This window comes from Cellulomonas sp. NPDC058312, assembly GCF_042880135.1.
Classification (GTDB): Bacteria; Actinomycetota; Actinomycetes; order Actinomycetales; family Cellulomonadaceae; genus Cellulomonas.
This window is the reverse complement of record NZ_JBHVZE010000002.1, coordinates 582,471-602,553: the sequence shown is the minus strand read 5'-3', so window position 1 is coordinate 602,553 and position 20,083 is coordinate 582,471. Positions and strand designations below refer to the sequence as shown.

General features: G+C 75.2%; 16 protein-coding genes. 10 read left to right on the top strand and 6 right to left on the bottom strand.

What is annotated here, in order from left to right:
• Positions 1-56 precede the first annotated feature (56 nt).
• The 6 genes from lgt to ACFVXN_RS07245 all read left to right on the top strand — a co-directional run bounded on the left by lgt (position 57) and on the right by ACFVXN_RS07245 (position 10,283).
• Positions 57-929 carry a prolipoprotein diacylglyceryl transferase gene (lgt, locus tag ACFVXN_RS07270; RefSeq protein ID WP_389230515.1) on the top strand — a complete coding sequence of 291 codons (873 nt, stop codon included), beginning with the start codon at positions 57-59 and terminating at the stop codon, positions 927-929.
• Positions 930-1,091: 162 nt separating this feature from the next.
• A complete protein-coding gene (gene gltB / locus ACFVXN_RS07265) occupies positions 1,092-5,666 on the top strand; it encodes a glutamate synthase large subunit (RefSeq protein WP_389229542.1) in 4,575 nt (1,524 codons plus the stop codon).
• Positions 5,659-7,140 (top strand): glutamate synthase subunit beta, encoded by a 1,482-nt coding sequence (locus ACFVXN_RS07260; RefSeq protein ID WP_389229539.1) that lies wholly within the window; start codon positions 5,659-5,661, stop codon positions 7,138-7,140. Before gltB ends, ACFVXN_RS07260 begins: the two co-directional genes overlap by 8 nt.
• Before the next feature lie 358 nt (positions 7,141-7,498).
• Complete coding sequence (gene pyk, locus ACFVXN_RS07255; protein WP_389229536.1) at positions 7,499-8,935, top strand: pyruvate kinase; 1,437 nt, start codon at positions 7,499-7,501, stop codon at positions 8,933-8,935.
• Between the two features lie 130 nt (positions 8,936-9,065).
• Positions 9,066-9,695, top strand: coding sequence for an SRPBCC family protein (locus ACFVXN_RS07250; protein WP_389229532.1), 630 nt, complete (start codon positions 9,066-9,068; stop codon positions 9,693-9,695).
• An 84-nt stretch (positions 9,696-9,779) separates the two neighbouring features.
• Positions 9,780-10,283: a DUF664 domain-containing protein gene (locus ACFVXN_RS07245; RefSeq protein WP_389229529.1), complete on the top strand. Its 504-nt coding sequence runs from the start codon at positions 9,780-9,782 to the stop codon at positions 10,281-10,283.
• On the opposite strand, the gene ACFVXN_RS07240 is transcribed toward ACFVXN_RS07245, so the two are convergent.
• Genes ACFVXN_RS07240 through fepB form a run of 4 tightly spaced genes read right to left on the bottom strand, consistent with a single transcriptional unit; the run spans position 10,261 to position 14,253 of the window.
• Complete coding sequence (locus ACFVXN_RS07240; RefSeq protein WP_389229526.1) at positions 10,261-11,088, bottom strand: ABC transporter ATP-binding protein; 828 nt, start codon at positions 11,086-11,088, stop codon at positions 10,261-10,263. The two genes, ACFVXN_RS07245 and ACFVXN_RS07240, sit on opposite strands and share 23 nt — an antisense overlap.
• Complete coding sequence (locus ACFVXN_RS07235) at positions 11,088-12,185, bottom strand: FecCD family ABC transporter permease (protein ID WP_389229523.1); 1,098 nt, start codon at positions 12,183-12,185, stop codon at positions 11,088-11,090. Before ACFVXN_RS07235 ends, ACFVXN_RS07240 begins: the two co-directional genes overlap by 1 nt.
• Entirely contained in the window at positions 12,182-13,249 is a 1,068-nt protein-coding gene (locus ACFVXN_RS07230; RefSeq protein ID WP_389229521.1) for a FecCD family ABC transporter permease, read from the bottom strand. Before ACFVXN_RS07230 ends, ACFVXN_RS07235 begins: the two co-directional genes overlap by 4 nt.
• 2 nt (positions 13,250-13,251) lie before the next feature.
• Positions 13,252-14,253 (bottom strand): Fe2+-enterobactin ABC transporter substrate-binding protein, encoded by a 1,002-nt coding sequence (fepB, locus tag ACFVXN_RS07225; RefSeq protein ID WP_389229518.1) that lies wholly within the window; start codon positions 14,251-14,253, stop codon positions 13,252-13,254.
• A 65-nt stretch (positions 14,254-14,318) separates the two neighbouring features.
• On the opposite strand from fepB, the gene ACFVXN_RS07220 reads away from it, so the two are divergent.
• From ACFVXN_RS07220 to ACFVXN_RS07210, 3 genes are all read left to right on the top strand, one after another.
• The gene (locus tag ACFVXN_RS07220) at positions 14,319-15,689 is read left to right on the top strand and encodes an alpha/beta hydrolase-fold protein (protein ID WP_389229516.1); all 1,371 of its coding nucleotides are present in this window, start codon (positions 14,319-14,321) and stop codon (positions 15,687-15,689) included.
• Positions 15,690-15,730: 41 nt separating this feature from the next.
• Positions 15,731-16,375 carry a uridine kinase gene (locus ACFVXN_RS07215; RefSeq protein ID WP_389229514.1) on the top strand — a complete coding sequence of 215 codons (645 nt, stop codon included), beginning with the start codon at positions 15,731-15,733 and terminating at the stop codon, positions 16,373-16,375.
• A 68-nt stretch (positions 16,376-16,443) separates the two neighbouring features.
• Entirely contained in the window at positions 16,444-17,421 is a 978-nt protein-coding gene (locus ACFVXN_RS07210; RefSeq protein WP_389229512.1) for a hypothetical protein, read from the top strand.
• 6 nt (positions 17,422-17,427) lie between these two features.
• Here the strand turns inward: ACFVXN_RS07210 and ACFVXN_RS07205 are convergent, their stop codons facing one another.
• Together ACFVXN_RS07205 and ACFVXN_RS07200 are read right to left on the bottom strand one after the other, a co-directional pair.
• The gene (locus tag ACFVXN_RS07205) at positions 17,428-18,006 is read right to left on the bottom strand and encodes a DapH/DapD/GlmU-related protein (RefSeq protein ID WP_389229509.1); all 579 of its coding nucleotides are present in this window, start codon (positions 18,004-18,006) and stop codon (positions 17,428-17,430) included.
• Entirely contained in the window at positions 18,003-18,911 is a 909-nt protein-coding gene (locus ACFVXN_RS07200) for a helix-turn-helix transcriptional regulator (protein ID WP_389229506.1), read from the bottom strand. Before ACFVXN_RS07200 ends, ACFVXN_RS07205 begins: the two co-directional genes overlap by 4 nt.
• Positions 18,912-19,055: 144 nt before the next feature.
• Between ACFVXN_RS07200 and ACFVXN_RS07195 the strand changes: the two genes are divergently transcribed.
• Positions 19,056-20,075: a zinc-dependent alcohol dehydrogenase family protein gene (locus tag ACFVXN_RS07195; RefSeq protein ID WP_389229503.1), complete on the top strand. Its 1,020-nt coding sequence runs from the start codon at positions 19,056-19,058 to the stop codon at positions 20,073-20,075.
• Positions 20,076-20,083 lie beyond the last annotated feature (8 nt).

The following is a 20,083-nucleotide window of genomic DNA, read 5'->3' as shown; positions in this document are numbered from 1 at the left end:
CGCGCGGCGGGCCGGGGGACCGCGGTCGCGTCCGGCTCGCATAGGCTGCCCGGGTGATGATCCCCGCCGCGATCCCCAGCCCGTCCCAGGCCGTGTGGTACCTCGGGCCCCTGCCGGTCCGCGCCTACGCGCTGGCGATCCTCGCCGGCATCGTCGTGGCCGTCGTCCTGACGCAGCGCCGGTGGAAGGAGCGCGGGGGCGACCCCGAGCAGGTCCTGGACATCGCGTTCTGGGCCGTGCCGTTCGGCATCGTCGGGGGCCGGCTCTACCACGTCATCAGCTCCCCGGACGCGTACTTCGGGGCCGGCGGGAACCCGGTCAAGGCGCTCTACATCTGGGAGGGCGGGCTCGGGATCTGGGGCGCCGTCGCGCTCGGCGCCGTCGGCGCGTACATCGGCTGCCGGCGGGCGGGCGTGCGCTTCCCGGTGTTCGCGGACGCGCTCGCCCCCGGGCTGCTCGTCGCGCAGGCGATCGGCCGGCTCGGCAACTGGTTCAACCAGGAGCTGTTCGGCGGCCCGACGACGCTGCCGTGGGGCCTGCGGATCGACGACGCGCACCTGCCCGCCGGGTTCGAGCCCGGCACGCTGTTCCACCCGACGTTCCTGTACGAGCTGCTCTGGAACCTCGCTGGCGCGGCGCTGCTGATCTGGCTCGACCGCCGGTTCCGGCTCGGGCACGGCCGGGTGTTCTGGCTGTACGTGGTCGTCTACACGACCGGCCGCCTGTGGATCGAGCTGCTGCGGATCGACCCGGCCGAGATGATCGGCCCGTTCCGGCTCAACGTGTGGACGTCGATCATCGTCGGTCTCGGGGCGCTGGTAGCGTTCATCGTCGTCGGACGTCGTCATCCTGGACGCGAGACCACACCTCTCCTGAGCGGATCTGCAGCCCAGGACGACGAGGTGGCCGAGCACGGCACAGCCCGCTGACCGCGGGGACGCGCGTGTGACCCACCTCACTTCTCGCGATGTGAGTGCCTGTGTTTCCGGCAGGTATCGTCGCCACACCTTGTAGCCCGGGCCGATGACGTCCCAGCCTCCCCCCATTGCTCTACCTGGCCCGCCTCGGCGGTGTCTGTGAGGACGGTGCTGATGCCTGCGTCGCCCCTGCGTCTCGGTTCCCCCGAGTCCGTGCAGCGGCAGCCTGGTCTGTACGACCCGGCGGCCGAGCACGACGCGTGCGGTTTCGCGTTCGTCGCGACGCTGCGCGGCACGCCCGGCCGAGACATCGTCGACGCCGGTCTGACCGCGCTGCTGAACCTCGACCACCGCGGCGCGGTCGGCGCGGAGGAGAACAGCGGCGACGGCGCCGGCATCCTCACGCAGATCCCCGACGCGTTCCTGCGCGACGTCGTCGACGCCGAGCTGCCCCCGGCCGGCCGGTACGCGATCGGCATGGCCTACCTGCCGCAGGACGAGCAGGAGCGCACCGTCGTGGTCCGCGCGGTCGAGGCGGTCGCCGCGGAGGAGAAGCTCGACGTGCTCGCGTGGCGCGACGTGCAGGTGACCGCCGACCTCGTCGGTCCGACCGCGCGCGCCTCCATGCCCGTGTTCCGCCAGCTCGTCGTGGCCGACCCGTCCCGCGAGCTCGCGGGCGTCGACCTGGACCGCCGCGCCTTCCGGCTGCGCAAGCGCGCCGAGCGGGAGCTGGGCGTCTACTTCGCGTCGCTGTCCGCCCGGACGCTCACCTACAAGGGCATGCTCACCACGGGCCAGCTCGAGCCGTTCTTCGCGGACCTCTCGGACCCGCGGTACGCCTCGGAGCTCGCGCTCGTGCACTCCCGGTTCTCGACCAACACGTTCCCGTCGTGGCCGCTGGCGCAGCCGTTCCGGATGATCGCCCACAACGGCGAGATCAACACGGTGCGCGGCAACCGGAACTGGGTCGCCGCGCGCGAGGGCACGCTGCGCTCGGACCTGCTCGGGGACCTGACCCCGCTGCTGCCGGTGTGCACGCCGGGCGGCTCCGACTCGGGCTCGTTCGACGAGGTGCTCGAGCTGCTGCACCTGGGCGGCCGGTCGCTGCCGCACGCGATCATGATGATGATCCCGGAGGCGTGGGAGAACCACGCGCAGATGGACCCGGACCGCCGGGCGTTCTACGAGTACCACGCGAGCCTGATGGAGCCCTGGGACGGGCCCGCCGCGATGACGTTCACGGACGGCACCCTGATCGGCTCCGTGCAGGACCGCAACGGCCTGCGCCCCGGCCGGTTCTGGGTGACCGAGGACGGCCTGGTCGTGATGGGCTCCGAGGCGGGCGTGCTCGACCTCGACCCCGCCACGGTCGTCCGCAAGGGCCGCCTCGAGCCGGGTCGGATGTTCCTCGTCGACACCGGCCAGGGCCGGATCATCGAGGACGACGAGATCAAGGCCCAGCTCGCCGCCCAGCGTCCCTACGCCGAGTGGGTGCGGGACAACTCCGTCTACCTCGAGCAGCTGCCCGAGCGCGAGCACATCGCGCACTCCTCGGCGTCCGTGCGGCGCCGGCAGCGGACCTTCGGGTACACCGAGGAGGAGCTGAAGATCCTGCTCACCCCGATGGGTGCGGCGGGCGCGGAGCCGCTCGGCGCGATGGGCTCGGACACCCCGGTGGCCGTGCTGTCCCAGCGGCCGCGGATGCTGTTCGACTACTTCACGCAGATGTTCGCGCAGGTGACCAACCCGCCGCTGGACGCGATCCGCGAGGAGCTGGTCACCTCGATCGGCGGGGCGATCGGCCCGGAGCCGAACCTGCTCGAGGACACCCCGCTGCACGCGCGCAAGCTCGTGCTGCCGTTCCCGGTGCTCGACAACGACGGCCTCGCCAAGATCGTCAAGATCGACAAGGACCCCGCGATGGCGGGCATCTTCCGGTCGACCATCGTGCGCGGCCTGTACAAGGTCGACGGCGGCGGCGCGGCCCTGGAGGAGCGCCTGGAGGAGATCTTCGCCGAGTGCGACCAGGCCGTGGCCGACGGCGTGAGCTTCCTCGTGCTGTCCGACCGCGACTCCGACGCCGACCGCGCGCCGATCCCGTCGCTGCTGCTGCTGTCCGCCGTGCACCACCACCTGCTGCGCCGGCACACCCGCACCCAGGTGTCGCTGGTCGTCGAGGCCGGTGACGTCCGCGAGGTGCACCACGTCGCGCTGCTGATCGGCTACGGCGCGGCCGCGGTCAACCCGTACCTGGCGATGGAGACCGTCGAGGACCTGGCGACCCACGGCTACCTGCCGGGCGTCGCGCCCGAGACGGCCGTGAAGAACCTCATCAAGGCGCTCGGCAAGGGCGTCCTGAAGGTCATGTCCAAGATGGGCATCTCCACGATCGCGTCGTACCGCGGCGCGCAGGTGTTCGAGGCCATCGGCCTGTCGCAGCCGCTCGTCGACCGGTACTTCACCGGCACGACCAGCCGGCTCGGCGGCATCGGCCTGGACGTCGTGGCGGCGGAGGTCGCCGCGCGGCACGCCGACGCGTACCCGTCCAACGGCAACCGGCTGGCGCACCGCCGCCTGGCCACCGGCGGCGAGTACCAGTGGCGCCGGGACGGCGAGGAGCACCTGTTCGACCCGGAGACGGTGTTCAAGCTCCAGCACGCCACCCGCACGCGGCAGATGGACGTGTTCCGCGAGTACACCGGCCGGGTCGACGGGCAGGCGAAGCGCCTGATGACGCTGCGCGGGCTCCTGGAGTTCAAGTCCGGGGAGCGCACCCCCGTCCCGATCGACGAGGTCGAGCCGGTCAGCGAGATCGTCAAGCGGTTCAGCACCGGGGCGATGTCCTACGGGTCGATCTCCGCGGAGGCGCACGAGACCCTCGCGGTCGCGATGAACCGCCTCGGCGCGAAGTCGAACACCGGCGAGGGCGGCGAGGACCCCGAGCGCCTGCACGACCCCGAGCGCCGCTCGGCGATCAAGCAGATCGCGTCCGGCCGGTTCGGCGTCACCAGCGAGTACCTGACGTTCGCGGACGACATCCAGATCAAGCTTGCCCAGGGCGCCAAGCCCGGCGAGGGCGGTCAGCTGCCCGGCCCGAAGGTGTACCCGTGGGTCGCGCGGACCCGGCACTCGACGCCCGGCGTCGGCCTGATCTCGCCGCCGCCGCACCACGACATCTACTCCATCGAGGACCTGGCGCAGCTCATCCACGACGCCAAGAACGCGAACCCGCGTGCCCGGATCCACACCAAGCTCGTCAGCGAGTTCGGCGTGGGCACGGTCGCCGCGGGTGTCGCCAAGGCGCACTCCGACGTCGTGCTGATCTCCGGCCACGACGGCGGCACCGGCGCCTCGCCGCTCACCAGCCTCAAGCACGCGGGCACGCCCTGGGAGATCGGCCTGGCCGAGACCCAGCAGACCCTCGTGCTCAACGACCTGCGCGACCGCGTCGTGGTGCAGGTCGACGGCCAGCTCAAGACCGGCCGGGACGTCGTGATCGGCGCGCTGCTCGGCGCCGAGGAGTTCGGGTTCGCGACGGCGCCGCTGGTCGTGTCCGGCTGCATCATGATGCGCGTCTGCCACCTGGACACCTGCCCCGTGGGCGTCGCCACGCAGAACCCCGAGCTGCGTGCCCGGTTCAGCGGCCGCCCCGAGTTCGTGGTGGCGTTCTTCGAGTTCATCGCCCAGGAGGTCCGGGAGATCCTCGCGGAGCTCGGGTTCCGCAGCATCGTCGAGGCCGTCGGCCACGTCGAGCTGCTGGACACCCGCGCGGCGGTCGACCACTGGAAGGCCGAGGGCCTCGACCTGACGCCGGTGCTCGCGCTGCCCGAGCCGCTGCCCGGGTCGTCGCTGCACCACACCCAGGACCAGGACCACGGCCTCGACCGCGCGCTCGACAACCAGTTCATCGCGCTGGCCGCCGACGCGCTGGAGGACGCGCGCCCGGTGCAGATCGACCTGCCCGTCCGCAACGTCAACCGCACCGTCGGCACGATGCTCGGTCACGAGATCACCCGGCGCTACGGCGGGCAGGGCCTGCCCGACGACACGATCCAGGTGCGGCTCACCGGCTCGGCCGGGCAGTCGTTCGGCGCGTTCGTCCCGCGCGGCCTGACGCTGCGCCTCGAGGGCGACGCCAACGACTACGTCGGCAAGGGCCTGTCGGGCGGCCGCATCGTCGTGCGCCCGGACCGCAACGCGGTCCTCAGCGGGGAGCACAACGTCATCGCCGGCAACGTGATCGGCTACGGCGCGACGTCCGGCGAGATGTTCCTGCGCGGCGTCGTCGGCGAGCGGTTCGCGGTCCGCAACTCCGGGGCGACCCTGGTCGTCGAGGGCGTGGGGGACCACGGCTGCGAGTACATGACCGGCGGCACCGTGCTGGTGCTCGGCCGCACGGGCCGGAACTTCGCGGCCGGTATGTCCGGCGGCACGGCCTACGTGCTCGACCTGAAGACCGAGCGCGTGAACGTGCAGGCCGTCGCGGCCGGCGAGCTCGGGCTCGACCCGCTCGACGACGCCGAGGCGGAGCTCGTGCAGGACCTGCTGCGGCGGCACGTCGAGGAGACCGGCTCGCGCGTCGCGACCGAGCTCCTCGCGGACCCCGCGGCGACGCGGGCCCGGTTCACCCGGGTCCAGCCGACGGAGTACTCACGCGTGCGCGCCGCGCTGGCGAAGGCCGAGGCGGACGGGCTCGACCCGAGCGCGCCCGGCGTCTGGGAGGGCATCTTGGAGGTGGCTCGTGGCTGACCCCCGCGGCTTCATGAAGGTGCGGGAGCGCGAGCTGCCCGCGAACCGGCCGGTGGCCCTGCGCCTGATGGACTGGCGCGAGGTGCACGAGCACCGCAGCGCCCAGGACGACCCGCAGGCTGCTGCGCTGCTGACCCGCCAGGCCGGCCGCTGCATGGACTGCGGCGTCCCGTTCTGCCACAACGGCTGCCCGCTCGGGAACCTCATCCCCGAGTGGAACGACCTGGTGTGGCGCGGGCAGTGGGGCGACGCGGCCGAGCGGCTGCACGCCACGAACAACTTCCCGGAGTTCACGGGCCGGATCTGCCCGGCGCCGTGCGAGTCCGCGTGCGTGCTCGGCATCAACCAGCCGCCGGTGACGATCAAGAACGTCGAGGTCTCGATCATCGACGAGGCGTTCGACCGCGGCCTCGTGCACCCGCAGGTGCCGCAGCGGCTGACGGGCCACACGGTCGCCGTCGTCGGCTCCGGCCCCGCCGGGCTGGCCGCCGCGCAGCAGCTGACCCGCGCCGGCCACACGGTCGCCGTGTACGAGCGCGACGACGCCATCGGCGGCCTGCTGCGCTACGGCGTGCCGGACTTCAAGCTCGAGAAGCGGCACATCGACCGCCGCCTGGCGCAGATGGAGGCCGAGGGCACCCGGTTCCGGCCGAACGTCGCGATCGGCACCGACATCACCTGGGCCCAGCTGCGGTCCCGGTACGACGCGGTCGTGGTCGCCACCGGCGCGACGGTCCCGCGCGACCTGCCGCTGCCCGGGCGCGAGCTCGACGGCATCCACCCGGCGATGGAGTACCTGCACCAGTCGAACGCGCTGGTCGCGGGCAAGGTCGTCGCGGAGCCGATCGACGCCGCGGGCAAGCACGTCGTCGTGATCGGCGGCGGCGACACCGGCTCGGACTGCGTGGGCACCGCCCTGCGCCAGGGCGCCGCGTCGGTGACGACCCTGGCGATCGGCAAGCAGCCGCCGGTCGAGCGCCCCGCGCACCAGCCGTGGCCCACCGACCCGGTGCTGTTCGAGGTGTCGTCCTCGCACGAGGAGGGCGGCGAGCGCGCGTTCCTCGCGTCGACCGTGGCGTTCGTCGGCGGCGAGGACGGCCAGGTCACGCACCTGCGCCTCGCCACCACCGAGTACCAGGCCGACGGTCGCCGCGTCCCCGCACCCGGCACCGAGCGGGACATCCCCGCGGACCTGGTGCTGATCGCGATGGGCTTCACCGGTCCCGAGACCGAGGACCTCGTCGCGCAGGCCGGTGTCGACCTCACCCCGCGCGGCACCGTCGCCCGGGCCGAGGACTTCGCCACGTCGGTGCCCGGCGTGTTCGTCGCCGGCGACGCCGGCCGCGGGCAGTCGCTCATCGTGTGGGCGATCGCCGAGGGCCGGGCCGCCGCGGCGGCGGTCGACACCTACCTGGGCGGCAGCACCGAGCTGCCCGCCCCGGTCACGGCGGCCACGGCGGCGCTGCGGGCCTGACCGGCGCACGAGCACGTGACGGGCGGTCGGACGCCCGGTGGACGTCTGGGACCTGGGTCCCGGGCGCACCGGCCCGGCCGCCCGTCGTCGTCGGTCCGGACGGGTGGACCTGGCGCGCGGGGGAGCGCCGAGGCTGTCTCCCGCGTGAGACGGCCGTAGACTCGTGCCCGTCTGGCAGCAACGCGCTGCCCGCCTGCTGCCCACCGCGGTCGAGACCGACCCGGACCGGACCGGCGGACGTGGTCGCGTGCGCCGTCGACCATCAACCGCGTGCGTCCTCGCCGTCACCCGGGCAGGCCCGGGCCGACCAGGACGTTCGGTCCGCACCGTCAGTCACGAAAGGCCTAGGCTTTCCCCCATGCGTAGAGCGAAGATCGTCTGCACCATCGGCCCCGCCACGGAGTCCGCCGAGCAGATCCAGGCCCTTGTCGACGCCGGTATGGACGTGGCGCGGCTGAACCGCAGCCACGGCGACACCGAGGTGCACGAGCGCGTGTACAACAACGTGCGCGCCGCCGCGAAGGCCTCCGGCCGCTCGGTCGCCGTGCTGGTCGACCTGCAGGGCCCGAAGATCCGCCTCGGCCGGTTCTCCGACACCGACACCAAGCACTACCTCAACGAGGGTGACGTCTTCACGATCACCACCGAGGACGTCCCCGGCACCAAGGAGCTCGTCTCCACCACGCACAAGGGCCTCGCGGACGACGCCCGCGTCGGCGACCCGCTGCTGATCGACGACGGCCGCGTGCTGGTCCGCGTCACCGCCGTCGAGGGCCCGCGCGTCATCACGCGCGTCGAGGTCGCCGGCCCGGTCTCCAACAACAAGGGCATCAACCTGCCCGGCGTGGCCGTCTCGGTCCCCGCGATGAGCGAGAAGGACGAGGAGGACCTGCGCTGGGCCCTGCGCGTCGGCGCCGACATCATCGCCCTGTCCTTCGTCCGCAACGCCGCCGACTACGACGACGTCCGCCGGATCATGGAGGAGGAGGGCCGCGTCCTCCCCGTCATCGCCAAGGTCGAGAAGCCGCAGGCCGTCGAGAACCTCGCCGAGATCGTCGACGCGTTCGACGGCATCATGGTCGCCCGTGGTGACCTCGGCGTCGAGCTCCCGCTGGAGCAGGTGCCGCTCGTCCAGAAGCGTGCCGTCGAGATGGCCCGTCGCATGGCCAAGCCGGTCATCGTCGCCACCCAGGTGCTCGAGTCCATGACCAACTCCCCGCGCCCGACGCGCGCCGAGACCTCGGACTGCGCCAACGCGGTGCTCGACGGTGCCGACGCGGTCATGCTGTCCGGCGAGACCTCGGTCGGCGAGTACCCGATCGAGACCGTCCGCACGATGGCCCGGATCATCGAGGCCACGGAGGAGATGGGTCGCGAGCGCATCGCCCCCCTCGGCTCCACGCCGCACACCCGCGGTGGCGCGATCACCCGTGCCGCCGCCGAGATCGGCGAGACCCTGGGCGTCAAGTACCTGGTGACGTTCACGCAGTCGGGCGACTCGGCCCGCCGCATGTCGCGCCTGCGCTCGTCGATCCCGCTGCTGGCCTTCACGCCCAACACGGCGGTCCGCAACACGCTGTCGCTGAGCTGGGGCACTCAGACGTACGAGGTGCCGCAGGTCGAGCACACCGACGCGATGGTCCAGCAGGTCGAGTCCACCCTGCGCGCGCAGGGCCTCGCCGAGGTCGGCGACTACGTGGTCGTCGTCGCGGGCACGCCGGTCGGCGTCGTCGGCTCGACGAACTCGATCATCGTGCACAAGATCGGTGACGACGCCTCGGGTCGCGTCGCCTGATCCACCCGCACCCCACGAGGGGCCCCGCAGCCAGGTGCTGCGGGGCCCCTCGTGCGTCGGGGCCGGGTCGGGTCGGGTCGGGGGACCGTGGTCCCGGGGCCGGGCGCGCGGCGGGTGGTTGGCTCGGGGGATGACGCGTGCGGGACGGGTGCTGGTCGGGGCGGGGCTGCTGGCCGCCGGGTGCGGGGTGCTGCGGCACGCAGGGCTCCGGTGGGGCGCGTCGGAGGTCGAGCTCGCGGCCGTGCTGCCCGGCGACGACGTGCTGCCCGCCCCCGACCTGGTCGCGACCCGCGCGATCACGGTCCGCGCCGACCCGGGCGCGGTCTGGCCGTGGCTCGCGCAGATCGGCTGGGGCCGCGGTGGCTTCTACTCCTACGACGCCCTCGAGAACCTGGTCGGCCTGCGGATCCACTCGGCCGACGAGGTCGTCGAGGCGTGGCAGGACGTGCGGGTCGGGGACGTCGTGCACCTGGCCGAGCCGGTCGCGCTGGACGTCGTGGTCGCCGACCCCGGGCGGGCGCTGGTCCTCGCGGGCGTGACGCCGGCCGGCGAGCCCGCACCGGCCCCCTACGACTACACCTGGGCGTTCGTGCTGCGCGCCGGGAACGAGGCCGGCACGACGCGGCTGGTGGTGCGCGAGCGCTACGTCGCCCGGTCGGCGGCCGGTCGGGTCGCGGTCGAGGCGGTCGCCGCCCTGAGCGCCGTGATGACCGAGCGGATGCTGCGCGGCGTCCGGGACCGGGTCGAGCGCGCGTCGTAGCCCCGGCGCGCGCGTGTCGGACCCCCGGCCTACGGTCGACGACGACGGTGGTCGCCCGCCCGGGGCGGCCGGTGAGGAGCGGGTGTGGACGGCGTGGCGGTGCTGCGGGACGGGTTCGGCCGGATCGGCGACCTGGTGCACGGGGTGCTGGACGGCCTGGGGGAGCGGGAGCTGACCGCGCGCCTCGGGCCCGAGGCGAACACGATCGGCTGGCTGGTCTGGCACCTCGTGCGGGTCGAGGACGCGCAGGTCGCGGACCTCGCCGGCACGCAGGAGGTGTGGACGGCCCAGGGCTTCGCGGAGCGGTTCGACCTGCCGTTCGGGCGGGACGCCACCGGGTACGGGCAGACGCCGGACGAGGTCGCCCGGGTCCGGGTGGGCGCGGACCTGCTGGGTGCGTACCTGGACGCGACCCGCGCCGCCACGGACGCGTACCTGGCCGGGCTCACGGACGCCGACCTGGACCGCGTCGTCGACGAAGGCTGGGACCCGCCGGTGACCGCCGGGGTGCGGCTCGTGAGCGTCCTCGGGGACGTGCTGGAGCACGCGGGGCAGGCGGCGTACGTCAGGGGCGTCGTCCGGGGCTGACGCGACGGCGGTCCAGCGGGAGCACCAGCGGGGCGCCGGTGACCGGGTCCGCGATCACCCGGCACGGCAGCCCGAACACCTGCTCGACCAGCGGCTCGGTGACCACCTCGGCGGGGGTTCCCTGCGCGACCACCCGCCCGTCGCGCATCGCGATCAGGTGGGTGGCGTAGCGGGCCGCGTGGTTGAGGTCGTGCAGCACCGCCACGAGGGTGCGCCCCTGCCCCTCGTTCAGGTCGCGGCACAGGTCCAGGACCTCGATCTGGTGGGCGATGTCGAGGAACGTCGTGGGCTCGTCGAGCAGGAGCAGGCCGGTGTCCTGGGCGAGCACCATCGCGAGCCAGACGCGCTGCCGCTGGCCTCCGGACAGCTCGCCGGCGGGCCGGTCCGCGAGGTCGGTCACGCCGGTCGCGGCCATCGCGCGCGTCACCGCCGCCTCGTCCTGGGGCGACCACTGCCGCAGCAGGCGCTGGTGCGGGAACCGGCCGCGCGCGACCAGGTCGACGACGGTGATCCCGTCCGGGGCGGTGGGGTGCTGCGGGAGCAGGGCGAGGCGCCGGGACGTCTCCTTCGGCGGGCGCGAGCCGATCGGGGCGCCGTCGAGCAGCACCGCGCCCGCGGCCGGGCGCAGCAGCCGGGCGAGCGCCCGCAGCAGCGTCGACTTGCCGCAGGCGTTCGGGCCGACGACGACCGTGAACGAGCCGTCGGGGACGTCGACGTCCAGGTCCCGGGAGACGACCCGCTGGTCGTACGCGAGCGTGAGCCCGCGGGCGTGCAGGCGCGGTGGGGTGCCGGGGGTCGCGGTCATCAGGTGGTGCCGTCCTTCCGGGTGAGCAGCCAGAGCAGGTAGAGGCCGCCGAGCAGGCCGGTCGCGAGCCCGACGGGCACCGACCAGGCGAACGGCAGCCGCTGGGCCAGCAGGTCGGCCGCGACGAGCAGCGTCCCGCCGAGGAACGCCGACGGGACCAGGTGCGCGCCGGTCGCGCCGGTGAGGCGCCGGACCAGCTGCGGGGCGGCGAGGGCGACGAACGCGATCGGACCCGCGGCGGCGGTCGCCACGGCGGTGAGCGCGACGCCGAGCACGACCGCGGCGAGGCGCGACCGCTCCGCGCGGACGCCGAGCTGGGCGGCGGTGTCGTCGCCCATCTCCAGCACGTCGAGCCGGCGGCTGCTCGCCGCGGCGAGCGGCAGCGCGACCGCCAGCACCAGCAGCACCGGCAGCGCCTGCTCCCAGCGACGCCCGTTCAGGCTGCCCTGCAACCAGATCTCGGCGGCGAGGGCCTGGTCGAGGTCGGCGCGGGTGAGCAGCAGCGAGTTGAGGGCCTGCAGCAGCGCGCCCACGCCGATGCCGACGAGCACCAGCCGGTACCCGCCGCCCCCGCGCCGGCTCATCGACAGCAGGTAGACGACCGCCGCCGTGACCGCGCCGCCGCCCACGGCCCACACCCCGGCCTCCAGGGCGCCGCCGTCGAGCAGCACGATCTGGAGCACGGCCCCGGTCGCAGCGCCGGTGGTGAAGCCGATCAGGTCGGGCGAGCCCAGGGCGTTGCGCGAGACGGACTGGAACAGGGCGCCCGCGGTGCCGAGCGCGGCGCCGACCCCGAGGCCGGTGACCAGGCGCGGGAGCCGGATGCCGCGCACGACGCGCTCGGTCGTGGGGGAGTCGGCGTCGCCGAGCAGGGCGGCCACGACCTGCGCGGGGCTGAGCGCGATGGTGCCGCGGCCCATCGCGACCACGGCCAGCGCGGCGGCGACGGCGAGCAGCACCCCGCACACGACGACGGTGCGCGGGTGCCAGCGCCAGGACAGCCCGCCCGCGCGCAGCACCCGGCCGGGCAGGTGCCGGGTGGGCCCGTCGGGCGCGGTGCCGGGCGCGGTGCCGGTGGCGGAGGCGGGCCGGGTCACAGCGCGGCGATCCGACGTCGGCGGACCAGCCCGACGAACACCGGGGCGCCCACGACCGCCGCGACGATCCCGGTCTGCACCTCGGACGGCACCGCGACCACCCGGCCGAGCACGTCGGCCGCGAGCAGCACGTCGGCGCCGATCAGCATCGACGCGGGCAGCGCCCAGCGCAGGTCGGGTCCGGTGAGCGAGCGCGCGACGTGCGGGGCGGCGAGCCCGACGAACGCGATCGGCCCCGCCGCGGCGGTGGCGGACCCGGCGAGCAGCACGATCGCCAGGGCGGCGAGCAGCCAGGTGCGGCGGACGGCGACGCCGAGCGCCGACCCGGCGTCCGCGCCGAGGGCCAGCGCGTTCAGCGACCCGGTCAGGCCCTGGGCGAGCAGCAGCCCGGCGACGACGAGCGGGGCGGTGGCGAGCAGCACGTCGGTGCCGCGCCCCTGGAGCGCCCCGACCACCCAGAACCGGAACGAGTCGAACACGTCGGGGTAGTTGATCGTCACCGTGGAGGTGAACGCGCCGAGCACCACGGACACCGCGGCGCCGGCGAGCACGAGCCGCACCGGGCTGCCGCCGCGGAGGCCGCCGCCGAGCAGCAGCACGGCGGCAGCGGCGACCGCGCTGCCCAGCAGCGCGAACGGCAGGTACGCGCCGGGGTCGGTCAGCCCGAACGCGGCGATCGCGACCACGACCGCCGAGGCCGCGCCCGCGTTCACCCCGAGCAGGCCCGGATCGGCCAGCGGGTTGCGGGTGAGCGCCTGCATCAGGCTGCCCGCGGTGGCGAGGGCGGCGCCCGCGAGGACCGCGAGCAGCGTGCGGGGCACCCGCAGCGTGCGGACGATCAGCTGGCCGTCGTCGGCGGGGTCGAACGCGGTCAGCGCGTGCCACGCGGTGTCCAGGGGGACGGGGCGGGAGCCGACGGCGAGGCTGAGCAGCGCCAGGACGAGCAGCAGCGCCACGCCCAGCAGCAGCCCGGTGCCGCGGCGGCGGCGCGCCGCGGCCCGCACCCGGGTGCTGCCGGGTGCGGGCTGCGTCGCCGGCCGGTCGGCCGTGGTGGTGCCGGCCATGATCAGGAGAACAGGCCCTCGACGGTGTCGACGATCTGCGAGGCCGAGTAGTAGTCGACCCGGAACGAGTCGTCGCCCAGCGGGTGGACCTGGCCGGACCGCACGGCGGGGGCGTTGGCGAGGACGGGCTCGGCGAGCAGCGCGTCGGCGGTGTCCTGGTCGCCGCTGATGATGAACACGGTGTCGCCGGTCAGGGCCGTCACGGTGTTCTCGAGCGAGACGAACGCGAAGTCGGTGCGTGCCTGCTCGGAGGTGTCGAGCGCCTCGTCGGCGCCGACCACGTCGAAGCCGAGGGCGGTGAGCAGGGTGCCGTGCGAGCCCGCGGGCTTCGCGAACGCGGTGTCCTGGGCGCCACCGTTGAACACCACGGCGTTCACGGTGCCCTCGGGGACGGTGATCGCGTCGGCGACCTCGGCGACCCGGGCGTCGAAGGCCGCCACGGTCTCGGCGGCGGCGTCCTCCAGACCGGTCGCGGCGCCGAGCTCGACCGCGACGTCCTGCCAGGTCGCGGCGGAGTAGTCGAGGGCGATCGTCGGCGCGATGGCGCTGAGCGCGTCGTAGTGCTCGGCGGTGGCGTCGGCGCCGGTGGTGGACATGACGATCAGGTCCGGCTCGGCCGCGATGACGGCCTCCTCGTCGAACTCGAGGTTCTGGTACACGACCTCGACACCGCGGTCCACGGCGACGTCCGCCCACCAGTCGAAGAACCCGGTGTCCTGGTTGGACGCCGCCGGCGTGGTGGCGGCCGAGCCGGTCACGGGGGCGTCGATGGACAGCAGGATGCCGGTGAGGGTGACGGACGTCGAGACGATCCGGACCGGCTCGGCGGGGATCTCGGTCTCGCCGAGCTCGTGGGTGACGGTGCGCGGCCAGGCCCCCTCCTCGGCGGCGGCCGGGGTGCCGGCGTCCTGCGCGGCGGCGTCGCCGGACGCGCACCCGGCGGCGAGCAGAGCGACCAGGGCGGTGACGGCGGCCGCTGCGGAGCGGTGTGTGCGGGAGAGCATGGGCATCCTTCGATCGGCTGACCTGCGGTGCAGGGCTGGATGGAAGGTGAGGCTAACCTATCTTCGTGCGCCGATCCGACGGACCGAGGTCCCAGCTGCTGTCCCTGCCACCCCGTACCGGGCGGCGGCCCGCCGCCGAGGTGCGCGACCTCGCGCACGTCGTCCCGGGCGTCCCGACCGGCTCGGCCGCGTGGTGGGCCGAGGTCGCCAGCGCCCGCACACCGCTGTGGTTCCCGGACGGACTGCCCGCCGCGGACGACCCGCCCGCCGCCGGCGAGGGCGCGCGCAGCGGCGTGCCGACGCTGCTGTTCCTGCACCGCCACGACCCGGGCGCCCCGGGTGCCCCGGGTGCCCCGGGTGCCCCGGGTGCCCCGGGCGTCTACCTCGACCTCGCCGGCCTCACCGACCGCGCCGACCTGACCGCCGGGGCGATGACGCACGTACCCGGCACCGACGTGCACGTCGCGGCGTTCGGCGTGCCCGACGGGTACGTGGGCTCCTACGCGTTCGTGCCGCACGACGGCGGGCTGCGGTCGCCGGCGGCGCGGAACACCCCGCAGGCCCGCGCGTGGTGGCTCGGCGTGCTCGCCGGGTCCCGCCCCGACGCGCTCGCGCGCGCCGACGGCCTGGTCGACTCCCGCGGCAGCGCCCGCTCCGTGGCCGTCGCACCGCCGGACGCCGACCCGGGCACCGCACCGCACGCGTCCGCACCGCACGCGTCCGCACCGGCCGGCCGCACGACCGCGCGCACCTGGCACCGCCCCGACGGCGTCGACCAGCCCGTGTGGGTCCGCACGCCCGCGCGGGCGCCCGGCGGGGAGGTCGGGCTGCTCGTGCTGTTCGACGGCGCGATGTGGGCGGACCGGGTCCCGATCGGCCCCGTCCTCGACGACCTGCACGCCCGGGGGCTGGTCCCGCCCACCGCCGCGGTGCTCGTCGACGCGCTCAGCACCGACCGCCGCGCGGCCGACCTCGCGGGCACGGACGCCTACCTCGACCTGGTCGCCGACGACCTGCTGCCCCGCGTCGTCGAGCCCGTCCTGGCGGGGCTCGGGCTGCGGTCGCACCCGGACCCCGCCCGGCACGTCGTCGCCGGGCAGTCCTACGGCGGGCTGGCGGCGTTCCGGCTCGCTGCCCGGCGGCCGGAGCGGTTCGGCGCGTGCGTCAGCCAGTCCGGGTCGTTCTGGTGGCCGGCGATGGACGACCCGGCGCAGCGCGCGGTGGCGGCGCACCTGCGCACCGCGCCCGCCCGGTCGACCCGCACCGTCCTGCAGGTCGGCCGGCTCGAGGGCGAGCTCACCGACGCGAACCGCGAGGTCGCCGCGCTGCTCCGGCGCCGGGGCGAGCACCTCGACTACACCGAGGTCACCGGCGGGCACGACTGGGCGTGGTGGTCGCGGCACCTCGGCGTGGGCCTGGTCGCGGCGCTGGGCTGACCGACCCGGCACCCCGCCCACCCGGCGGGCAGACTGTCCCGGTGCGTGTCGAGCCCGTGTCCCCGCAGGTGCTGGTCGACCGCCTCGTCGACCGGGTGCTCGCCGACCTCGCCGCGGCGGACGACGCGGACCGGCGGTGGCGGGTGCTGGTCGACGGCGCCCCACCCACAGCGCCGGGGGCGCTCGCGGACGCGCTCGTCGAGCCGCTGCGCGCGCGGGGGCACGCCGCGCACCGGGTGTCGGCGGCCGACTTCCTCCGACCGGCGGGGGTGCGGTTCGAGCACGGCCGGCACGACCCCGACGCCCTGCTCGACGACGCCCTGGACACCGGCGCGCTGATCCGCGAGGTGCTGGACCCGCTCGGTCCCGGTGGCGACGGCACCTACCTGCCGGCGCTGTGGGACGCCGCGCGGGAGCGGTCCGCGCGGCGCGCGCCGGTCGCGGCGCCGCCCGGGAGCGTCCTGCTGCTCGACGGCGGTCTGCTCCTGGGCCGCTGGCTGCCGGTCGACCTGGCCGTGCACCTCGCGGTCCGCCCGGACACGCTGGCCCGGCGCACCGCCCCCGAGGACGCGTGGCGGCTGCCCGCCGAGGACCGGTACCGCGCGGAGGTCGACCCCGAGGCGGTCGCCGACGTCGTGGTCCGCGTGGACGACCCGCGGCGCCCGGGGTGGGTCCTGGACCGCTGAGGACCTCCGTGCCTGGTGACGCGGGCCTGGCGGGGGCATCCTGGACCCGACGACCAGGGAGGCGCGCCATGAGGAGCTCGACGACGGGCAGCAGACCGGCCGGGGCCGACGGCGGACCCGAACGCCGGACCCCGGAGTTCGACGCGTTCGGCCCCTGGGTCGACCGGGTCCGGACCCCCGAGGACGTGCCGCCCCTGTACCGGGAGCACCCCGTCGACCTCGCCGCGGCGCACCTGGTGCTCAAGGTGCCGCGGGACATCGCGCGGCGCGACGCCCACCCGGACATGGACCTCTACGACCACCTGCTGGTCCTCGGCGCCGACCGGCTCACGGTGCTCAGCCGGCGCACCGGTGCAGCGGACGCGCGGGGCTACGACGTCCGCGAGCTCCCCTACGACCACGTCGCCGCGGTCGGCACCAGCGTGGACCTGCTCGACGGCCGGCTCGTCGTGCACGCGCTCGTCGGGGCCCCCGTGGCGGTCCGGTACAACGGCTCCGCCGCCGAGGCGGTCGACGAGCTCGTGGAGCTGGTCCGCAGCCTCGCCTGGCCGGTGCCCGCGTCCGGACCGGCGGCGCCGCCGCGCGACGTCGGCCCCGCGATCGGGCGGCTGTCCCGGCGCGCGCTGGGGGAGAAGGAGATCGGGCTGGTCGCGGCGTACCGGGAGGTCGCCGACCGGGAGCCCGGGCTGCAGGCGGTCGCCGCGCACCCGCGGCAGGTCGTGCGCCCGGCCGGCGGCGGGATCGCGCGCCTCGTGCACGCGCTGCACCCCATGACGGTGCAGGCCGCCGTGCTCGCCTCCACCGGGCGGGAGCTGCAGGTGTTCGGCCGGCGCGACCCGCTGGTCCGTGGTCGGACGCCGGTGCACTCCGAGTCCCGCCTGGTGCTGCCCCTCGACCGGCTGACCGGCGTCGCGTCGCGCCCGCACCCCCGCTACCCGGAGGTCACGCTGGTCGTGCTGCGCGCCGGCGACGCCTCGGTCGAGCTGCCGGTGCCGGCGGGCTCGGCCGCGGAGCGGGTGCTCGGCGGCCTGCTCGGCGGGGTGTGACGCCGGTCAGGCCTCGAACCCCGTCATCCGGACCAGCCGCGCCGGGACCCCGGCGACGACCGCGTTCGCGGGCACGTCGCGGGTGACCACCGCGCCCGCGCCGACCACCGCGCCGTCGCCGATGGTCACGCCGGGCACGACCGTGACGCCCGCGCCGAGCCAGACCTTCCGGCCGATCACGACCGGGGCGGGCACCATGTCCGCGCGCCGGGCCGGGTCGACCGCGTGGTTCAGCGTCGTGAGGGTGCAGCCGTGCCCGATCAGCGTGCCGTCGCCGATGGTCAGCCCGCCCGCGTCCTGGAACCGGCAGCCCATGTTGATGAACACGCCCGCGCCGAGCGTCAGGTTCCTGCCGAACTCGCACAGGAACGGCGGGAACAGCGTGACCGACGCGTCCACGGGTCGCCCCGTCAGCCGCTCGAGCAGCGCGCGCACCTCCTCGGGCGTGCGGTAGCCGCCGTTCAGCTCCGCGAGGACCTGCATCGCCTCCTGCGCGGCCTCGTGCAGGACGCGGTGCTGCGCCGACCCGCCCTCGATGACGTCCCCGCGCGCGACGTGCGCGAGCAGGTCCTCCAGGCCGGTCACCGGTCCGCCCGCCCGGCCGGTGCGGTGCCGGTGGTCGCGGTGCCGGTCGTCGCAGGGTCGGTCGCCCACGACGCGAGCAGCCGCAGGCGGTCGGCGGACGCCGACCCCGGCTCGGCCGTGTAGACCATCAGCACCTGGCCGGGCTCGGCGGTGATCGCGAGCTCCTCGTAGGCGAGGGTCAGCTCCCCGACGACCGGGTGGTGGAACCGCTTGGTGCCGGCGCCGTGCGTGCGGACGTCGTGCGCGCCCCACAGGCGGCGGAAGACGTCGCTGCGGGTGGACAGCTCGCCGACGAGGTCCTGCAGCCCCTTGTCGTGCGGGTCGCGGCCGGCCTCGGTCCGCATGATCGCGACGCACATCTCCGCGAACAGGTCCCAGTCCGGGTAGAAGTCGCGCGCCGCCGGGTCCAGGAACTGGAACCGGGCGAGGTTCGGCACGCGGCCGCCGTCACCGAGGACGGGGGAGTAGAACGCCCGACCCAGCGCGTTCGTCGCGAGCAGGTCCTGGCGCTGGTCGCGGACGAACGCCACCCCGTCGGTGATCGCCGCCAGCGCCCACTGCAGGCTCGGCCGGGCCACGGACGACCGGGTCGCGCGCCGACGGGCGCGGCCCGAGGACGGCACGCCGTCGGCCGCGCGGGCCAGGTCGAGCAGGTGCGCGCGCTCGGTGTCGTCGAGCCGCAGCGCCCGCGCGACGGCGTCCAGGACCGACGCGGACGCCCCGCCGATCGCGCCCCGCTCGAGCTTCGCGTAGTACTCCACGCTCACCCCGGCCAGCGCGGCGACCTCGCTGCGGCGCAGCCCCGGGACGCGCCGGTTCGTGCCGCCGACTACCCCTGCGTCCTGCGGCGTGACCTTGGCCCGCCGCGACATGAGGAACTCGCGCACATCCGCTCGGTTGTCCATGCCCCGACGGTAGGCCCGGCGCGCGCGCCGAGACAGGCCCCGCCGTGGGGCGCCCTGCCGGTACACCCCTCGGCAGGGACTCCCCGGGCGGCGGCGCGGGGAGTTGGCTGGGGACCGCACCCACCGTGAGAGAGAGGCAGCACCATGCGAGCCGTCATCATGTACGCCCCCGGCGACGTCCGCGTCGACGACACCGAGCGGCCGACCCTCGTCGAGCCGACCGACGCGGTCATTCGGCTCGCCGCGACCTGCGTCTGCGGCTCCGACCTGTGGCCCTACCGCGGCACGGACGCCGTCGACCACCAGCCGATGGGGCACGAGTACGTGGGCGTCGTCGAGGAGGTCGGCGCGGACGTCCGCGAGATCCGGGTCGGCGACTTCGTCGTCGGGTCGTTCTTCTCCTCGGACAACACCTGCGAGATCTGCCGCGCCGGCTACCAGTCGCACTGCGTGCACCGCGGCCCCGGCGCCGCCCCGGGCGCGCAGGCCGAGTACGCCCGGATCCCGCACGCCGACGGCACCCTCGTCGCGACCCCCGGGACCCCGGACCCGGACCTGATCCCGTCGCTGCTGGCCGCGTCCGACGTGCTCGGGACCGGCTGGTTCGCGGCGGTCGCCGCCGAGGTCGGGCCGGGCAAGACCGTCGCGGTCGTCGGTGACGGGGCCGTGGGCCTGCTCGGCGTGCTCGCCGCACGCCGGCTGGGCGCCGAGCGGGTGATCGCGATGTCCCGGCACGCCGACCGGCAGGCGCTCGCGCGCCGGTTCGGCGCCACGGACGTCGTCGAGGAGCGCGGCGACGCGGGCGTGGCCCGGATCAAGGAGCTCACCGGGGGCCTCGGGGCGCACAGCACCATCGAGGCGGTCGGGACCCAGGAGTCGATGATGCAGGCGGTCCGCGCGACCCGCCCCGGCGGGCACGTCGGGTACGTCGGGGTCTCGCACGACGTCGCGCTCCCCGGCGAGGAGCTGTTCTTCTCGGGCGTGCACCTGCACGGCGGCCCGGCCCCCGTGCGCCGGTTCCTGCCCGAGCTGATCCGGCTGATCTGGGACCGCGAGATCGACCCGGGCCAGGTCTTCGACCTGACGCTGCCGATCGAGCAGGCCGCCGAGGCGTACCGGGCGATGGACGAGCGCCGCGCCACGAAGGTGCTCCTGACGTTCTGACCGCCCGC

What these genes read in the sequence shown, in the direction of transcription:
- ACFVXN_RS07195 (WP_389229503.1), top strand. Translation starts at nt 19,056, where the DNA reads ATGCGAGCCGTCATCATGTACGCCCCCGGCGACGTCCGCGTCGACGAC.
- lgt (WP_389230515.1), top strand. Translation starts at nt 57, where the DNA reads ATGATCCCCGCCGCGATCCCCAGCCCGTCCCAGGCCGTGTGGTACCTC.
- gltB (WP_389229542.1), top strand. Translation starts at nt 1,092, where the DNA reads ATGCCTGCGTCGCCCCTGCGTCTCGGTTCCCCCGAGTCCGTGCAGCGG.
- fepB (WP_389229518.1), bottom strand. Translation starts at nt 14,253, where the DNA reads ATGCTCTCCCGCACACACCGCTCCGCAGCGGCCGCCGTCACCGCCCTG.
- ACFVXN_RS07210 (WP_389229512.1), top strand. Translation starts at nt 16,444, where the DNA reads ATGAGGAGCTCGACGACGGGCAGCAGACCGGCCGGGGCCGACGGCGGA.
- ACFVXN_RS07200 (WP_389229506.1), bottom strand. Translation starts at nt 18,911, where the DNA reads ATGGACAACCGAGCGGATGTGCGCGAGTTCCTCATGTCGCGGCGGGCC.
- ACFVXN_RS07250 (WP_389229532.1), top strand. Translation starts at nt 9,066, where the DNA reads ATGACGCGTGCGGGACGGGTGCTGGTCGGGGCGGGGCTGCTGGCCGCC.
- ACFVXN_RS07240 (WP_389229526.1), bottom strand. Translation starts at nt 11,088, where the DNA reads ATGACCGCGACCCCCGGCACCCCACCGCGCCTGCACGCCCGCGGGCTC.
- pyk (WP_389229536.1), top strand. Translation starts at nt 7,499, where the DNA reads ATGCGTAGAGCGAAGATCGTCTGCACCATCGGCCCCGCCACGGAGTCC.
- ACFVXN_RS07230 (WP_389229521.1), bottom strand. Translation starts at nt 13,249, where the DNA reads ATGGCCGGCACCACCACGGCCGACCGGCCGGCGACGCAGCCCGCACCC.